This window comes from Dactylosporangium sp. CA-139066 (assembly GCF_050936175.1).
Classification (GTDB): Bacteria; Actinomycetota; Actinomycetes; order Mycobacteriales; family Micromonosporaceae; genus Dactylosporangium.
Map to the genome: position 1 here is coordinate 3,898,046 of NZ_JBNJNH010000001.1, position 16,066 is coordinate 3,914,111.

Genomic DNA, 16,066 nt, shown 5'->3' on the forward strand with positions numbered 1-16,066 from the left:
GTGACGAGCGCGGTCTGGCGGGCTCGAGCCGGCTCAGCGTGTTGTTCCTCTCATCCGATGCGGGCCTTTCCGCCGTGTGCACCTGACGGGTCGCAGCCGCAGGTCGGGCCTCGGCATCCGGGTCGCAGGGCAATCAAGAAAGGTGGCGGGGCGTCGCTATCCTCGGCGCGGCGGCAGGGGGCCGCCCAACGGGAGGAACGAATGAAATCCAGCAGGAGTCTGCTGCTCGCCTTGGCGCTGTCCGGCGTGATCACCGTCACCGCGGCCTGCGGTGACAAGAAGGACGACGGGGCTGCCGCGCCGGCGACCGCCTCCGCGACCAGTGCGGCGCCGTCGTCCACGGCCGACGCCCGCACGGAGCTGGCCAACGCGTTCAACAAGCTCAACGGGACCACGATGGCGTACACCACGGAAACCGCGACCGGGGCGGTCGCCACCACGAAGCTCAACGGGTCCATCGACCCGTCCAAGCAGGCCAGCAGCGGCAAGATGACGATCAGCGCGCAGGGCCGGAACATCGACGCCGAGATGATCGTCGTCGGCACCGACGTGTACCTGAAGGTGGCGCTGCCGCTGCCGGGCGTCGACCCGAAGAAGTGGATGCACGTCGACGGCACCAAGACGTCGCTGAGCAAGCTGGGCCTGGGCAACCCCGACGACCCGGCCAACGTCAAGGGCATCAGCGACGCGATCGTCACCGCCGAGCGGACCGGGTCCGGCTCCTACAAGGGCACGGTCGACCTGACCAAGCGCAACGTCCCGTCGACGAGCGCCGCCCTGCTGCAGCAGATGGGCGACGCCGCGAAGTCCGTGCCGTTCGAGGCCACGATCAACTCCGACGGCTTCCTGACCTCGCTGACGATGAACGTGCCGGCCGCGGGGCAGGTCCCGGCGACGACGGCGAAGTCGACGTTCACCGACTTCGGCAAGCCGGTGACGATCGCCAAGCCGGCGGACGCGGAGACGCAGGCCGCGCCGGCGGCGCTGCTCGCCCAGTTCTCCTGATCCGGCAGCTCTCCTGATCGAGCAGGGGCCCCGCTACCGCTCACCGCGGTCGCGGGGCCCCGCCTCGAGGACGAGCAGGTCGCAGTCGCTGGTGATCGGGCCGGTGACGTCGCCGGCCGCGATCGCCGCGTCCAGGGCCGCGAAGCCCCGCTCGATCTCGTCGTCGCTCAGGTGCTCGAAGGTGGAGATGGCCCGCAGCCGCAGCCGGCGGGCGTAGGCGGCGGGGTCGGTGGCCGTCGTCTCGCGCACCCGCTCGAGGCCGGCCACGCTCAGGCCCGCGAGCTCGAACAGCCCGGTCACCTCGGCGAGCGTCGGGAAGATCTGCTGCTCGACGCGCCGGGCGCCGGGGATGAACCGGTGCCAGAGCAGGTCGGGCATCCGGTCGGGGAACGTGCTGCGGATCAGCAGCCGGCCGCCGGGCCGCAGGACCCGGCTGATCTCCGCGGCGGCGGCGGCGCGGTCGGCGACGTGGTGCAGTACCAGAAACAACACCACGACGTCGCAGGAGCGGTCGGGCAGCGGGATGGCCTCGGCGCTGCCGGCCAGATACTGCACATTCGGGTGTACCGCGGCCTGCTCCCGCATCCGCTCGGACGGCTCGACGCCGTAGACGGGGCCGCCGAACGCCTCGGCCAGCAACGGCGTGAACCGGCCGGTGCCGGATCCCAGGTCCAGCGCGGTCAGCGGCCGCGCGGGCCCGGCCCAGCGTGCGAACACGCCGGACCAGAGCCGCGCGGACTCGGGCGACAGGGCCCGTCCGGCCGAGTACACCGCGTGTTGCCGCTCGTCGTAGTCGATCCGCTCCAGCACGGTTGCCTCCCCGCGGTACAACCTATCGTGCGAGCGCCACGGGGCGTCACGACTTGCTGATCGCCGCCAGGACGTCGAGGCGGGCGGCGCGGCGGGCCGGGAGCAGCCCGGCGACCAGGCCGGCGACGGTGGCGACCGCGACGACCAGCGCGAGCCGGCCCGCCGGGACGTGCACCGCCAGCGGCGTGACCGAGCCGAGCGCGCGCACGGCGCCGGCGCCGAAGGCCAGGCCGAGGGCCACGCCGATGACCACCGACAGGGCGGCCACGAGGACCGCCTCGGAGCGGACCATCCACCGCAGCTGGGCGCGGGTCATGCCGACCGCCCGCAGCAGGCCGATCTCGCGGGTGCGTTCGACGATCGACAGCGCGAGGGTGTTGGTGACGCCCAGCAGCGCGATCGCGACGGTGAACAGCAGCAGGGCGGTGGTGATGCCGAGGATCTGGTCGATGCCGCCGGTGCGGGCGGCCACCGCCTCGGCCTGGTCGCGCAGCTGGGCGGTCGGGGTGTCGGCCAGGGCCGCCTCGATGGCCCGGCGGGCGTCGGCGTGCGGCACGCCGGCCGCGGTGCGCACCAGGACGCTCGCGTCGACGTTCTCGGTGTACAGCGTGGCGTACGTGTCCATCGAGATGATGTAGTCGGTCGCGAGGGCCTGCGCGTCGGCGTCGCGCAGCAGGCCGACGACGGGGAGGCGTCGTTCGCCGGTACGCGCGAACGTCATCGGCAGCTCGTCGCCGACCGACAGGTGACGCTCCCGGGCGATCCGCTCGGCGAGGATGACGCCGCCGGTGGCGAGGGCGTCGAGGCGGCCGGCGACCATGTGCAGCGAGGTGACCCGGGGGAGCGTCGCCGGGTCGACCGCGGTCAGCGCCGAGGTCATGGTGGCGTCCTTCCAGTGGCCGTACCGCAGCCGCGCCGCCACGGCGACCTCGGGCCGGGCGGCGACGCGCTCGGCCACCGCGGGCGGCAGGCCGCCGAGCATCTCGTTGCGGCTGCTCTCGATGACGTAGTCGGCGGTCACCGTCTCGCCGTAGGAGGCCCGGATGGCGTCCTTGACCGAGGTACCGACGACGGTCATGAAACTGATGAGGGCGAGGCCGACGGCGAGGGCCATCGCGGTCGCGGCGGTGCGGCGGGGCGCGCGGGCCGCGGTGCGGCGGGCCAGGCGGCCCGGGACGCCGGCCAGGTCGAGCGGGCGGCCGACCAGGCGGGCCAGCGCCGGGGTGAGCGCGGGGCCGAGCAGGGTCAGGCCGGCGATCGTGACGAGGCCGCCGGCGGCCAGCAGCGGCAGCGACCCGCCCCCGGCCAGGACCGCGATCAGGGCGGCCACGCCGGCGGCGGTGACCGCGGCACCGACGATGCGGCGGGCCCGGTCCGGCGCCGTCGCGTCGGCGGCCTCCCGCATGGCTTCGACGGGCGCCACGCGGGCCGCCCGGCGGGCCGGGGCCAGCGCGGCGACGAGCGTGACGAGCACGCCGATGGCGGCCGCGACGGCGATGGTGCGGGGGAGCAGCACGAGCGGGCCGCCGGGCAGGGCGACGCCGAGGCGGCCGGCGAGGGCGCGCAGGCCGGACGCGGCGGCGATGCCGAGGCCGATGCCGGCGGCCGACGCGGCGACGCCGACGAGCGCCGCCTCCCCGAGCACGGAGGCGAGGACCTGGCGGCCGGTGGCGCCGGCGGCCCGCAGCACCGCGAGCTCGCGGGTGCGCTGGCTGATCACGATGGCGAACGTGTTGGCGATGAGGAAGCCGCCGACGAGCAGGGCGGCGCCGGCGAGGGCGAGCAGCATCGCCTGCAGGTAGCCGACCTGGCTCTTGGCCGCGGCCGCGCTCGCGGCGGCGATGTCGCGGGCGGTGACGATCTCGTGGTCGGGGCCGAGCGTGGTGGCGAGGCGCTGGCGTACCACGTCGGGCGTGGTGCCGGGGGAGACGGACACGGCGATCTCGGGCACGCCGTCGCCGAGGTGCAGCAGCCGCTGCGCGGCCGGCAGGGTGACCAGGGCGACGGTGCTGCCGGGCAGGCCGGGCCGGTCGCCGAACCAGGCCAGGCCGACCACGCGCAGCGGCGCGGTCTCGGCGGCCTGGACGCTGACGCTGTCGCCGATCCCGATGCGGTACTGCTGCGCCGTGGCGGCGTCGATGACGATCTCGTCGGCGGCGGCCGGCGGGCGGCCGGTGCGCACGGCGAAGGGGTTGAACGGCGCCGGCGTCCAGGACTGCAGCAGCGAGGCCCCGGACGGTACGGCGGGCCGCCCGTCGACGAGCAGCAGCCCCTGGCCGTGCGCGGCCGGCTGGGCGTCGGCGACGCCGGGCGTGGCGCGGACGCGCTCGAGGGTGGCGGCCGCCAGCGGGTCGCGCTGGACCTCGACGCCCATCGCGTCGTCGAACGCGGTGGCGCGGCGCACGGTCAGGTCGGTGCCGGCGGCGGCGGTGCGGAACTGGGCGTCGAGGAGCCGGCCGGAGGTGTCGGTGAGGATGAGGGTGCCGGTGACGAACGTGATGCCGAGGGCCACGGCGAGCAGGGTGAGCGCGAGCCGGGCCGGCCGCGCGACGGCGTTGCGGATGGTCAGGCGCCACATGGCGGTCACCGGCCGATCCGGGCGGGCGCGTCGAGGCGCGCCATGCGGGACAGGACGGCGTCGGCGGTGGGGTCGTCCTCCTCGGCGACGACCCGGCCGTCGGCGAGGAACACGACCCGGTCGGCGTAGGCGGCGGCCCGCGGGTCGTGGGTGACCATGACGATCGTCTGGCCGAGGTCGCGGGCGGCGTGGCGCAGGAAGTCCAGCAGGGCGTCGCCGGTGCGGGAGTCGAGGTTGCCGGTGGGCTCGTCGGCGAAGACGATGTCCGGCCGGGCGATGAGGGCCCGGGCCACGGCGACGCGCTGCTGCTGGCCGCCGGACAGCTCGGACGGGCGGTGGTGCAGCCGGCCGGCGAGGCCGAGGGTGGCGACGAGCTCGTCGTTCCAGGCCCGCTCGACGGTACGCCCGGCGAGGGTCAGCGGCAGGGCGATGTTCTCGGCGGCGCTCAGGGCGGGGATGAGGTTGAAGCTCTGGAACACGAATCCGAGCCGCTCCCGGCGCAGCAGGGTGCGGCCCCGCTCGTCGAGGGCGGTGAGGTCGGTGCCGCCGAGGCGGACCCGCCCGGCGTCGACGGTGTCGAGGCCGGCGAGGGCGTGCATGAGGGTCGACTTGCCGGACCCGGAGGGGCCCATGACGGCGGTGAAGGTGCCGGCGGGGATGGCGACGCTCGCGCCGTCGAGGGCGCGGACGGCGGTGTCCCCCTTGCCGTAGATCTTGACGAGGTCGTCGGCCTGCGCGGCCAGTGGTGTGGTCATGGCTCGCAGCGTGCGGCGGCGCGCTGTCCGGCGGCTGCCGCCCGGGCGGACAGCGGCGGACAGCGCGCGGACAGCGGCCCGGGGGAGGCTGCTGGGCATGACGACGGTGGTGTTGGGCGGCCCGATGTGCCGGCGGTGTGTACGCCGGATCAGCCGCCTGGTCGGCGACGTGCCCGGCGTCGTGGCGCTGGAGTTGTGCGCGGGCTGCGGCCGGCTGCGGGTCCGCGGGCCGGTGCGCCCGGCCGACCTGGCCGCCGCGTTAGGGCTGGACGAACTGATGTAGCCGGGCCAGCGCCCACGGGAACTCGTGGTCGCCCAGCAGTGTCACGGCCCGGCGCCCCTGGGCGTCGGCGGTGCCGGCGTCGCCGCGGGCGCGGGCGATGCGGGCCCGGCCCCACGCCGCCCAGGCCTGGCAGCGCGGGTTGCGGGCCTGCCGGGCGACGGTGTCGGCCTCTTCGAGCAGGGGCACGGCGGCGTCGAGCTCGCCGATGTCGATGCGCGCGTGGGCGAGGTGGACGAGCGAGAACGCCAGCCCGTGCGGCGCCTGGAAGCGCCGGGACTCCTCGGAGGCGCGCAGCAGCACCGGCAGCGCCTCGCCGGTGCGCCCGGCGCCGTGCAGTGCGATGCCGAGGTGCGCCGCGGACGCCTCGGCCATCATCGCGTCGCCCGCCTCGCGGAAGAGCGTCTCGGTGCGCCGCCAGCGCTGCACGGCGGCGTCGAAGTCGCCGATGCGCAGGTCGAGCAGGGCCTCGAGGTATTCGGCGGTGGCCGTCCAGTAGGCGTCCAGCTCGCCGCGGCTGCGGTGGATGAGCGCGCGGTGCCGGTCGGGGTCGCCGCCGTACACGCCCTCCCACGCGACCACGAGCCGGGACACGGCGGCGTGCGCATGGTCGCCGAGCCCTTCGAACAGGGCCAGGCTCTCGCGGGCCGCGGCCTGCGACTCGGGCGTCGGGTAGTACACGCCGAGCATGCCGACGCCCTGCAGCAGCCGGGCCCGCTCGGCCGGCTCGGCGCCGCCGGCGTCGAGCAGCACGGTGAGGGCGCGAACGCCGTCGGCGCGCATGCCGTAGTTCCAGTACGGCATCAGCGCATCGGCCAGCCGCAGCCCGGGCGCCAGGTCGCCGGGCGCCCGTTCGAGGGCGCGGTCGACGGCGGCGCGCAGGTTGCCGGCGTCGTCGTGCAGCCGTATCCAGGCGGCGCCGTCGGAGCGGACCCGGGGCCCGAGCCGCTCGGCGAGGCGGGTGTAGTGCTCGAGGTGCCGGTCGTGGCAGGCGCCGGTCTCGCCGGCCTCGGCGAGGCGCTCGGTGGCGTACTCCAGGACGGTGGCCAGCAGCCGGAACCGCCCGCCGGCCGGGTCCGGCACGACCAGCGACCGGTCGACGAGGCGCAGCAGCAGGTCGAGCACGTCGCCGGGGCCGAGGTCGCCGAAGCCGCCGACGTCCTCGGCGGCGGCCGCGTCCCAGCCGCCGCGGAACACCGCGAGCCGGCGCAGCAGGGTCCGCTCGGGCGCCGGCAGCAGCTCGTGGCTCCAGTCGAGGACGGCCCGCAGCGTGCGGTGCCGGGCCTCGGCGGTGCGCGGCCCGCCGCTGAGCAGGGCGAACCGGTCGCGGAGCCGGTCGGCGATCTCGGCCGGCGGCAGCGCCTTGACCCGGGCCGCGGCCAGCTCGATCGCGAGCGGGATGCCGTCGAGCCGCCGGCAGATGGCGCCGACGGCGTCCGCGGTCGCCTCGTCGAGGTCGAAGCCGGGGCGCACGGCGCGGGCCCGGTCGACGAAGAGCCGCCCGGCGGGGGTGGCGGCGACGGCGTCCGGGCCGGCGGCCTCGGCGGGCACGGCGAGCGGCGCGACGGCGACCTGGATCTCACCGGCGACGGCGAGCGCCTCCCGGCTGGTGGCCAGGACCCGCACGCCCGGCCCGGCCTGCACGAGCCGCTCGACGAGGGCGGCGGCGCTGTCGACGACGTGTTCGCAGTTGTCGAGGACCAGCAGGGTGCGGGCGCCGGCCACGTGGGCGCAGATGGCCTCGGCGGCCGCGCCGGGCTCGGCGGGCGCCACGCCGAGCTGCGCGGCGACGGCCTCGGCGACGTCCGCCCCGGCGGGCAGCGCGGCCAGCCGGGCCAGCCGGACCTCGTCGACGAGGTCGGCGCCGGCCCGCCGGGCGGTCTCCAGCGCGAGGGTGGTCTTGCCGACGCCGCCGGGGCCGACGAGCGTGACGACCCGCGCCGCGCCCAGCTGCTCGAGCACCATGGCGAGGTCGTCCTGGCGGCCGATGAGGGAGGTGAGCCGGGCCGGCAGCGCCGCGCCGGGGGAGGCCGCCGGAAGCGCTGCCCCGGAGGTGGCCGCCGGTGCCGGCGCGGCCGGGCGGCCGGGCACCTGCTGGCGCAGGATCGCCTCGGCCAGGGTCTGCAGCTGCGGGGACGGGTCGATGCCGAGCTCGTCGGCCAGCCTCCCCCGCAGCGCCCGGTGTACGGCGAGGGCGTCGGCCTGCCGCCCGTCGCGGTACAGGGCCAGCATGAGCAGGCGCGAGAGCCGTTCGCGCAGCGGGTGCTCGGCCATGAGCCGCTCCAGGTCCGCCACGACGCCGGCCGCCGGGCCGGCCTGCACCAGCAGCTCCAGCCGGTCCTCGCGGGCGCCGAGGCGCAGCTCCTCGAGGCGGTGCCGCTCGCGCTCGGCCCACTCGGCGTCGCCGACGTCGGCCAGCGCGGGCCCCCGCCACCAGGCGAGGGCCTCGTCGAACCCGCGCGCCGCGCCGGCCGTGTCGCCGCCGTCGCGCGCGGCCCGGGCGAGCCCGACCGCGCGCTCGAACCGGTGGATGTCGACGGCCTCGGGCGCCACCGCGAGCTGGTAGCCGGGCGCGCGGGTGACGAGCAGCTCGCCGGCGCCGCCGAGCGCCCGGCGCAGCTTCGACACCCGCGTCTGCAGCGCGTTGGCCGCGTCCACCGGCAGGTCCTCGCCCCACAGCGCGTCGGTGAGGGTGTCGACGGAGACGACCCGTCCGGCGGCGAGCACGAGGCGGGCCAGCAGCGGCCGCACCGACGGCTGCGGTGCGATCGCCGCCGACCCGGGCACGTGGATCTCGACGGGCCCGAGCAGGCGAAACATGACGTCGGTATCGCTGTGCGCCATGTTCGCGTTCCTCCTCCGGGTCGGCGCCCCATCCTACCGACCGGCCGGTGCGACGATCCGGCTCGAAGCGCCGGCCTTGATCCGCTCGGCGAGGACCGCGGCGTCGCGCCCGACCCAGCCGAGCACCGCCGAGCCGCGGGTGCGCTGCCAGGGCAGGCCGAGGAAGTGCAGGCCCGGCCGGTCGGTCGCGTCCGGGACCTCCAGCCACGGGTGGGATGTCCGGAACCCGGTGGCCCACACGACGGCGTCGACCGGCCGGGTGGCGCCGTCCTCCAGGACGAGGTGGCGCCCGTCCGCGCCGGTGGTCCGACCGAGGCGTTCCACCGTGCGCAGCAGGCGGCGCACGTCGGTACCGATGATGGGATTGCTGCGTTGCAGGCGCCTTCCGAGCGGGCTGCGCGGGCTCAGGCGCATGGTGCCGAGCCGGTCGAACCACCAGAAGATGTCCCGGCCGAGCCACCGCTGGGGCAGCACCGGGCCGAGCTCGGCGACCGACAGGGCCACCTGCCGCCCGTGCGCGGCCAGCTCGGCCGCGATCTGCACGCCGGTGTTGCCGCCGCCCACGACGACCACGCGGCCCTCGGGGATCTGGGACGGGTTGCGGTACCGCATGCTGTGCAGCTGCACCACGGACGGTGACAGCCGGTCGGCGAAGCCCGGCACCTTCGGCGTGTGGAAGGCGCCCGCGGCCACGACGACCTGCTCGGCGGCGTACGACCGGCGCGGGGTCTCGACCACGAACCCGCCGGCCGGCGCCGGGCGGACCGCGGTCACCGGGCTGTCGAGGTGCACCGGCAGGTCGAACCGGGCCGCATAGTCCTCGAGATAGTCGGCGACCTGGTCCTTGGTGGGGTGGCCGTCCGGGTCGCCGGGGAAGGGCAGCCCGGGCAGCGCGTTGAACCGGTTCGGCGTGAACAGGGCGAGGGAGTCCCAGCGGCGCCGCCACGCGTCGCCGACCCGGGGATGGGCGTCGAGCACGACGAAGGGCAGCCGGGCCCGGCGCAGGTGGTAGGCGAGGGCGAGGCCGGCCTGGCCGCCGCCGATGATGGCGATCACGGTCTGCCTCACGCCGTCTCGTAGCCGGCCTCGGCGATCGCGGCGCGCACCGCGGCCGGGTCGGCGTCGCCGGTGGTCAGCACGGTCTTGGCGGCCTTGTCGACGGTGACCGCGGCGACGCCGGGCACCCGGCGGACCTCGGCGGTGATGGCGGCGACGCAGTGGTCGCAGGTGATGCCGGGCACGGCGAGCAGGATCTCGGACATTCCGGAAGCTCCAATCGGGGTTCGGTGATGCGCCGAGCCTGCGCGGTGCCGCTGTCCGCGGCCTGTCCGCCGGCGGGCAGCGCCCGGACAGCGCGGACCGGCACCGTCGCGGCGTCGGCCCGGACCGCGGGCCCTGGTGAGGAGCTGGCGATGGCGACATCCTGCACGCTGGAGATCGGCGGCATGACCTGCGCTTCGTGCGTGGGGCGCGTGGAGAAGGCCCTGCTGAAGGTCGACGGCGTCGACGCGGCGGCGGTCAACCTGGCCACCGAGACCGCCAAGGTGACCTTCGACCCGGACCGGGTCACGGTCGAGGCGCTGACCGCGGCCGTGGGCCGGGCCGGCTACGGGGCGGCGCCGCGGGCCAGGCAGCAGCCCGACGGCCGGTGGGCGTGGATGACCACCCTGGCGCTCGGCCTGGTGATGATGGTGCTGATGTACGTCCCGCTGCCGATCGACGCGATGGACTGGCTCATGCCGCTGCTGCTCGTCGTCGCCACGGTCGTGCAGGTCGTCGCGGCCCGGCCCTTCTACGCGGCGGCGTGGGCGGCGGCCCGCCACGGCGCCGTCAACATGAACACCCTCGTCGCGCTCGGCACGACCGTCGCCTACGGCTACAGCGCGTTCGTCACGCTCTGGCCGGCCCAGGCCGAGCGGTGGGGTCTGCCGCTGCACGTGTACTTCGAAATCTCCGTCGTCGTGACCGCGCTCGTCCTCGCCGGCCGCTGGCTGGAGGCCCGCGCCCGGCGGCACACCGCGGCCGCGATCCGGGCCCTGGCCGGCCTGCGCTCCCGTACCGCCCGGGTGCTGCGCGACGGCGACGAGCTCGAGGTCCCCATCGAGCAGGTGGCCGTCGGCGACCTCGTGCGGGTCCGCCCCGGCGAGAGGGTCCCGGTCGACGGCGTCGTCGTCGAGGGCGCCTCCAGCGTCGACGAGAGCATGCTCACCGGCGAGAGCCGGCCGGTGGCCAAGGCCGGCGGGGACGTGCTCATCGGGGCCACCGTCAACGGCACCGGCGCGCTTGTCATGCGGGCCACCGCCGTGGGGGCGGACACCACCCTCGCCCAGATCGTCCGGCTCGTCGAGGACGCCCAGGCCGGCAAGGCCCCGATGCAGCGGCTCGTCGACACGGTGTCGAGCTGGTTCGTGCCGGCCGTGATCGTCGCCGCCCTGCTCACCTTCGCCGTCTGGGCCCTCGTCGGGCCGCTGACGCTGGGCATCGGCACCGCGATCGCCGTGCTCATCATCGCCTGCCCGTGCGCGCTCGGCCTGGCCACGCCGACCGCGATCATGGTCGGCACCGGCAAGGCGGCCGAGCTCGGCATCCTTATCTCCGGCGGCGAGGCCCTCGAGCAGGCCCGCCGGGTCACCACCGTCGTGCTCGACAAGACCGGCACCATCACCCGCGGCCGGCCGTCCGTCACCACCGTCGCCGCGCTGCCCGGCACCGACGGCGACGAGCTGCTGGCGCTGGCCGCCGCGGCGGAGACCGGCTCCGAGCACCCGGTCGGCGCGGCGATCGTCGCCCACGCCCGCGACCGGGGGCTCGCGCTGCCGGCCGTGACCGCGTTCGAGGCGGTGCCCGGGCACGGCATCGAGGCCCGCGCCGGCGAGCGCGACGTCGCCATCGGCAACGCCGCGCTCATGGCCCGCCACGGCGTGGCGGTCGAGCCGCTGGCCGCGCCGGCCGGGGAGGTCGCCGACGCGGGCGGGACCGCCGTGTACGTCGCCGTCGACGGCCGGCTGCGCGGCCTGATCGGCGTCGCCGACACCGTGCGGCCCGAGTCCCGCGAGGCCGTCGAGCAGCTGCGCGCCCTCGGCCTGGACGTGTGGATGCTCACCGGCGACACCCGCCGCACCGCCGAGGTGGTGGCCGCCCAGGTCGGCATCGACGGCGTCATCGCCGACGTGCGCCCGGCCGAGAAGGCCGCCCACGTCGCCGCCCTGCAGCGGCGCGGCGCCGTCGTGGCCATGGTCGGCGACGGCATCAACGACGCCCCCGCGCTGGCCACCGCCGACCTCGGCATCGCCATCGGCACCGGCACCGACGTCGCCATCGCCGCGTCCGACATCACCCTCGTCGGCGGCGACCTGCGCGGCATCGTGTCCGCCATCGCGCTGTCCCGGCGTACCGTGGCCACGATCAAGCAGGGGCTGGGCTGGGCGTTCGCGTACAACCTGCTGCTCGTGCCGGTCGCCGCGGGCCTGCTCTACCCGTTCGGCGGCACCCTGCTCGACCCGTCGCTGGCCGCCGCCGCGATGGCGATGAGCTCGGTCAGCGTGGTCACCAACGCGCTGCGCCTGCGCCGCTTCCGCCGCCCCGAAACCGCCGCCGCGCTGCGGCCCCGCTGGGGCGCCCGGGTGGCCGACCTGGCGTACCTCGGCGGCATTGCGATCCTGGCCGTCGCGGTCGGCGCCGGGCTCACGGCCCTGAGCCGCACGGACGCCGCCCGCCAGGGCATGAACGGCGTGCTGGCGTGGACCCAGGACACCGGCATGCCGATGCGCCCGGCGATGAGCGTCATGATGGACGCCGACATCCCGCCCCGGCCGGCCGCCGACGCCGGCGTCGACGTCGCCCTCGACGTGCCCGCCGGCATCGAGCCCGGCCGCCCGGCCACGATCCGCATCCGGGTCACCGACGCCGGCACCGGCCGGCCGATCAGCGACGTCACCCGCAGCCACGAGGCCTGGATGCACTTCATCGCCACCCGCGCCGACCTCGGCACGTTCGCCCACGTCCACCCGCAGCCGACCGGCCGGCCCGGCGAGTTCGCGGTCGAGCTGACCTTCCCGACCGCCGGCCGCTACCTCGTGCACACCGAGTTCCGCCGCCGGGGCGAGATGGGCGACCTGCTGCAGCGCCGCGAGATCGTCGTCGGCCGCCCGGCCGAGGCGCCGGACCCGGTCGCCGCGGCGCCGTCCGCGCGCGAGGAGATCGTCGACGGGTTCCGGGTTTCCCTCTCCGGTACCGCGGGAGTCGGCGCCCCGAGCCGCTTCACCTACACCTTCGCCGACGCGGCCACCGGCGCCCCCGTCACCGGCCTGCAGCCCTACCTGGCGGCGGCCGGCCACGTCGTCATCATGCCGCTGGACGGCGACGGCTTCGCCCACGAGCACGCCGAGGCCCGCGACCCGCAGGGCCGGACGATCTACGCGCTGCCCGGCCGGACGTTCGGCCCCGAACTGCAGCTGCACGCCGACTTCCCGCGCCCCGGGCTGTACCGCATGTGGGGCCAGTTCCGCACCGCCGACGGCCGCGTGATCACCACGACGTTCACGGTCGCCGCCGCTTGACAGCGGCCGACTACGAACCTCGCCCGGCTCGCCGACGCCGCCCTCGCGCGACCTCGGGGTGCGCACGCTCGTCGTGGGCACTCCGGCGTTCGACGAGCTGCGCGCCGCCCCGCCACTGTCTATTGTGGACCGCGACGGCGACGCCCCGGCCGCTTGCAGCGCGCCGATGATGACGGCCTGCAGGTAGGTCATGGGGCTGCGGCCTTGCGGGTGTGATGCCAGTGGCGCCCGGTCAGCTGTCCGGGTCGAAGGCGCCGTCGAACTCAAAGGCCGGGTTCGTGACGTCGTTGCCGTGGGTGTCGGTGATGGTGGCCAGGCCGACGAGCTTGGACGGGCCGCCGGCGACGTAGGTGGCATCGGCGTTGGCCGTGACCTCGAACTTGCCCTCCTGCCGCTGGCCCCCGTCGTCGGTGAAGGTGATCATGCAGATCCAGTTGGCGCCGGGGCCGACGTCGGCGACCTTGGGGCCGCCGCGGTCGCAGGCGGCGCGCGCGTCGATCGAGGCGACGGTGACGCCGGTCTTGCCGAGGATCGCCGAGCGCTGGACGTAGAGGTTGGCGAACGTCGGGGCGATCGCGCGTTCCAGGCGGGCCCTGGTGATGTCCTCGCCGCCGCGGCCGGCGGTGGCGGCGAACACGGCGGTGACGGCGAGGACCGCGGCGGCCGGGGCGGCGAAACGGGAGCGGATACGGGTCACGGCGGGTCAGCCTCCGGTGATGTCGCGGCGGCGCAGCGCCAGGTAGCCGATGAGCAGGCAGACGGCGGCCCAGCCGGCGGCGACCGCGCCGGCCTGGACGATCGGTCCGGTGAAGCGCTGCTGGGTGAACAGGCCGTGCCAGGCCTCGAAGCCGGTGGTGAGCAGCAGCCGCCGGGCGAGGTCGAGGCCGCCAAGGGTGGACAGCAGCTGCATGGCGAAGCCGAGCACGACCGGGGTGGCGACGCCGACGGTGGGGTTGCGCGACAGCACCGACAGCAGCAGGGCCAGGGCGGTGAAGCCGAGCAGCGGCGCGATCGCGGTGGCCCAGGCGGCGGCGACCAGCGGCAGCGCCGTACCGGCCGGGATGAGCTGCCCGGACAGGCCGGGCAGCGGCTGGCGGCCGACGATGAGCAGGCTGCCGGCGATCGTGCTCGCGGCCAGGACCAGCAGGGCGAGCAGGTTGAACACGACGGCGGTGAGGGTCTTGGCGGCGAAGATCTGGCCGCGGCCGGCCGAGCGGGTCAGGATCGTCTTCCAGGTGCCGTGGCCGTCCTCGTTGGCGAAGATGTCCCCGGCGACCAGCGCCGCCAGCAGCGGGAACAGCCACTGGTGGGCGAAGGCGAGGATGAGCAGGGCGTCGGCGAAGCCGCTTTCGTGGATGTGCCGGCCGTAGATGGTGTCCGACGGCGGCTGCTGGCCGGCGAACACCGCGACGATGATCGGCGGGACGATCAGGCAGCCGAGCAGCAGGTAGCGGGCGCGGGCCTGCGCGGCGAGCTTCGCGAACTCCCAGCGCAGCACGGTGAGGGTGCTCGGCCGGCGGGCCGGCGCGTGGTGCCCGGCGGCGTGCGTCGCGACGGCGGCGCCGGTGCCGGTCGTGGCGGTGCGCGTCATCGGCGGGCTCCGGTCGTGGCGGTGTCGCGGTGCAGGTCGGCGGTGGGCGCGTCGGGCGCGGTCTCGGTGAGCATGAAGAACAGCGCCTCCAGGGGCGTCTCGGACAGGGCCAGGCCGCGCAGCCCGATCCCGGCGGTGACGAGGTCGGCGATGAGCGCGTCGAGCGCGGCCTCGTCGCCGCGGACCGCCAGGCCCCCGTCGGCCGCCTCGCAGGGCAGGCCGCGGGCGGCGGCGAGGGCGGCGGCGCGTACGTCATCGGTGGTGCTGAGGCGGTGCGCCTGGGCGGGCGCGCGTTCGCGCAGGGTGGCGATGGAGCCGTGGTAGACGACCTGGCCGGTGCGCATGATGGTGACGTCGTCGCAGATCTGCTCGACCTCGGCCATGTCGTGGCTGGACAGCAGCACCGTCAGGCCGCTGCCGGCGAGGCGTTTGACGAGGGCGCGCATGTCGCGGATACCGGCCGGGTCGAGGCCGTTGGCGGGCTCGTCGAGCACCAGCAGCCGGGGGTTGCGCAGCAGCGCGGCGGCCACGCCGAGGCGCTGGCGCATGCCGAAGGAGTAGCCGCGGACCTTCTCCCGGTCCCGGCCGAGCAGGTCCACGGTGTCGAGAACCTCGGCCACCCGCCGGTCGGCGGCGGCGCCGTCCAGGCCGTCGAGGCCCGCGAGGAGCTGCAGGTTGCGCCGCCCGGACAGGCCCGGATAGAAGCGGGCGCTCTCGATGAAGCCGGCCACCCCGTCCAGGGTCCGCACCCCGTCGGCCGGCCAGGAACGGCCGAACACCTCCAGGGTGCCGCCGTCGGGGCGGATGAGGCCGAACAGCATCCGCAGCAGGGTGGTCTTGCCCGCGCCGTTGGGGCCGAGGACGCCGTACACCTCGCCCTGGGCGACCTGCAGGCTGATGTGGTCGACCGCGGTCAGCGGCCCGAACGTCTTGGTGAGGTCGACGGCCTTGACCGCCAGCACATCGCTCATGGCTGCCGACGCTAGAGACGCCACATGAAACAGACATGAAGCCGTGCGACAGGCCGCGCTACCTGCGATGGCGGGCGTAGCGTAGCAGCAGCCAGCCCGCGACGGCGGCGGCGATGCCGCCCACGGCGTACCACTCGAACTGGCCCAGCGCGTCGCGGATCGCGTTGATGTGGTCGCCGACGAAGTACCCGGCGCTCGTCCAGACTCCGACCCAGAGGGCCGCGCCCACTGCGTTGAAGACGACGAACCGCCGCCACGGCATGCCGGTGACCCCGGCCACCACGCCGTTGAGCTGGCGCAGCCCCTCGACGAACCGGGCCGCGGCGACGACGATCGGGCCGCGGCGGGCCATGAACCGCTCCATCCGCTCCAGCCGCTCCTCGGTCAGCCGCACGTACCGGCCGAAGCGCAGCACCAGGCGTCGCCCGCCGGACCGGCCGATCCAGTACCCGATGCTGTCGCCGGTGACCGCCGCGGCGAACGCGACCAGGCCCACGAAGACGATGTTGAGCCGGCCGTGCCCGGCCAGTCCGGAGGCGAGAATGATCGCGGTCTCGCCCGGGGCCGGCACCCCGAACCCCTCCACGAGCACCAGCAACGCCAGTCCGAGATAGCCGTAGTGGCTGATCAGCCCGGTGAACGCGTGCAACGCGGCGCCTCCTGTCCTCCGCCG

The 16,066-nt window shown here is 75.9% G+C and carries 13 protein-coding genes; 3 read left to right on the forward strand and 10 right to left on the reverse strand.

Annotated features, from left to right (window positions below; translation table 11 throughout):
• The first annotated feature begins 201 nt into the window (after window positions 1–201).
• Window positions 202–1,005, forward strand: a complete 804-nt coding sequence (locus ACQEVU_RS17805) for a hypothetical protein (RefSeq protein WP_433324797.1) — start codon at window positions 202–204, stop codon at window positions 1,003–1,005.
• 33 nt (window positions 1,006–1,038) lie between these two features.
• On the opposite strand, the gene ACQEVU_RS17810 is transcribed toward ACQEVU_RS17805, so the two are convergent.
• Genes ACQEVU_RS17810 through ACQEVU_RS17820 form a run of 3 tightly spaced genes read right to left on the reverse strand, consistent with a single transcriptional unit; the run spans window position 1,039 to window position 5,148 of the window.
• Window positions 1,039–1,815, reverse strand: a complete 777-nt coding sequence (locus tag ACQEVU_RS17810) for a class I SAM-dependent methyltransferase (RefSeq protein ID WP_433324799.1) — start codon at window positions 1,813–1,815, stop codon at window positions 1,039–1,041.
• Between the two features lie 46 nt (window positions 1,816–1,861).
• Entirely contained in the window at window positions 1,862–4,393 is a 2,532-nt protein-coding gene (locus ACQEVU_RS17815) for an ABC transporter permease (protein WP_433334972.1), read from the reverse strand.
• Between the two features lie 5 nt (window positions 4,394–4,398).
• Complete coding sequence (locus ACQEVU_RS17820) at window positions 4,399–5,148, reverse strand: ABC transporter ATP-binding protein (protein ID WP_433324801.1); 750 nt, start codon at window positions 5,146–5,148, stop codon at window positions 4,399–4,401.
• Window positions 5,149–5,245: 97 nt separating this feature from the next.
• Here ACQEVU_RS17820 and ACQEVU_RS17825 point away from each other — a divergent pair, with 97 nt between their 5' ends.
• Window positions 5,246–5,431: a hypothetical protein gene (locus tag ACQEVU_RS17825; protein ID WP_433324803.1), complete on the forward strand. Its 186-nt coding sequence runs from the start codon at window positions 5,246–5,248 to the stop codon at window positions 5,429–5,431.
• Here ACQEVU_RS17825 and ACQEVU_RS17830 read toward each other — a convergent pair.
• From ACQEVU_RS17830 to ACQEVU_RS17840, 3 genes are read right to left on the reverse strand one after another with little or no spacing between them, the layout of a single operon-like run.
• The gene (locus ACQEVU_RS17830) at window positions 5,408–8,272 is read right to left on the reverse strand and encodes a BTAD domain-containing putative transcriptional regulator (protein WP_433324805.1); all 2,865 of its coding nucleotides are present in this window, start codon (window positions 8,270–8,272) and stop codon (window positions 5,408–5,410) included. The genes ACQEVU_RS17825 and ACQEVU_RS17830 overlap by 24 nt on opposite strands.
• A 33-nt stretch (window positions 8,273–8,305) precedes the next feature.
• The gene (locus ACQEVU_RS17835; RefSeq protein ID WP_433324807.1) at window positions 8,306–9,340 is read right to left on the reverse strand and encodes a flavin-containing monooxygenase; all 1,035 of its coding nucleotides are present in this window, start codon (window positions 9,338–9,340) and stop codon (window positions 8,306–8,308) included.
• Window positions 9,337–9,534, reverse strand: a complete 198-nt coding sequence (locus ACQEVU_RS17840; protein WP_433324809.1) for a heavy-metal-associated domain-containing protein — start codon at window positions 9,532–9,534, stop codon at window positions 9,337–9,339. The genes ACQEVU_RS17835 and ACQEVU_RS17840 overlap by 4 nt, the downstream gene beginning before the upstream one ends.
• A gap of 150 nt (window positions 9,535–9,684) precedes the next feature.
• Here ACQEVU_RS17840 and ACQEVU_RS17845 point away from each other — a divergent pair, with 150 nt between their 5' ends.
• Window positions 9,685–12,831: a heavy metal translocating P-type ATPase gene (locus tag ACQEVU_RS17845; protein ID WP_433324811.1), complete on the forward strand. Its 3,147-nt coding sequence runs from the start codon at window positions 9,685–9,687 to the stop codon at window positions 12,829–12,831.
• Window positions 12,832–13,063: 232 nt separating this feature from the next.
• Here the strand turns inward: ACQEVU_RS17845 and ACQEVU_RS17850 are convergent, their stop codons facing one another.
• The 4 genes from ACQEVU_RS17850 to ACQEVU_RS17865 are packed head-to-tail and all read right to left on the reverse strand — an operon-like array spanning window position 13,064 to window position 16,042.
• Window positions 13,064–13,528: a hypothetical protein gene (locus ACQEVU_RS17850; RefSeq protein ID WP_433324813.1), complete on the reverse strand. Its 465-nt coding sequence runs from the start codon at window positions 13,526–13,528 to the stop codon at window positions 13,064–13,066.
• Window positions 13,529–13,534: 6 nt separating this feature from the next.
• Window positions 13,535–14,422, reverse strand: a complete 888-nt coding sequence (locus tag ACQEVU_RS17855) for an ABC transporter permease (RefSeq protein ID WP_433324815.1) — start codon at window positions 14,420–14,422, stop codon at window positions 13,535–13,537.
• The gene (locus tag ACQEVU_RS17860) at window positions 14,419–15,393 is read right to left on the reverse strand and encodes an ABC transporter ATP-binding protein (protein ID WP_433324817.1); all 975 of its coding nucleotides are present in this window, start codon (window positions 15,391–15,393) and stop codon (window positions 14,419–14,421) included. Before ACQEVU_RS17860 ends, ACQEVU_RS17855 begins: the two co-directional genes overlap by 4 nt.
• Before the next feature lie 58 nt (window positions 15,394–15,451).
• A complete protein-coding gene (locus ACQEVU_RS17865) occupies window positions 15,452–16,042 on the reverse strand; it encodes a DedA family protein (protein WP_433324819.1) in 591 nt (196 codons plus the stop codon).
• Between the last annotated feature and the right edge of the window lie 24 nt (window positions 16,043–16,066).

Bases quoted from the DNA above. Each gene is read 5' to 3' on its own strand.
- ACQEVU_RS17805 (WP_433324797.1), top strand. From the start codon at position 202: ATGAAATCCAGCAGGAGTCTGCTGCTCGCCTTGGCGCTGTCCGGCGTG.
- ACQEVU_RS17815 (WP_433334972.1), bottom strand. From the start codon at position 4,393: ATGTGGCGCCTGACCATCCGCAACGCCGTCGCGCGGCCGGCCCGGCTC.
- ACQEVU_RS17820 (WP_433324801.1), bottom strand. From the start codon at position 5,148: ATGACCACACCACTGGCCGCGCAGGCCGACGACCTCGTCAAGATCTAC.
- ACQEVU_RS17825 (WP_433324803.1), top strand. From the start codon at position 5,246: ATGACGACGGTGGTGTTGGGCGGCCCGATGTGCCGGCGGTGTGTACGC.
- ACQEVU_RS17830 (WP_433324805.1), bottom strand. From the start codon at position 8,272: ATGGCGCACAGCGATACCGACGTCATGTTTCGCCTGCTCGGGCCCGTC.
- ACQEVU_RS17840 (WP_433324809.1), bottom strand. From the start codon at position 9,534: ATGTCCGAGATCCTGCTCGCCGTGCCCGGCATCACCTGCGACCACTGC.
- ACQEVU_RS17845 (WP_433324811.1), top strand. From the start codon at position 9,685: ATGGCGACATCCTGCACGCTGGAGATCGGCGGCATGACCTGCGCTTCG.
- ACQEVU_RS17855 (WP_433324815.1), bottom strand. From the start codon at position 14,422: ATGACGCGCACCGCCACGACCGGCACCGGCGCCGCCGTCGCGACGCAC.
- ACQEVU_RS17860 (WP_433324817.1), bottom strand. From the start codon at position 15,393: ATGAGCGATGTGCTGGCGGTCAAGGCCGTCGACCTCACCAAGACGTTC.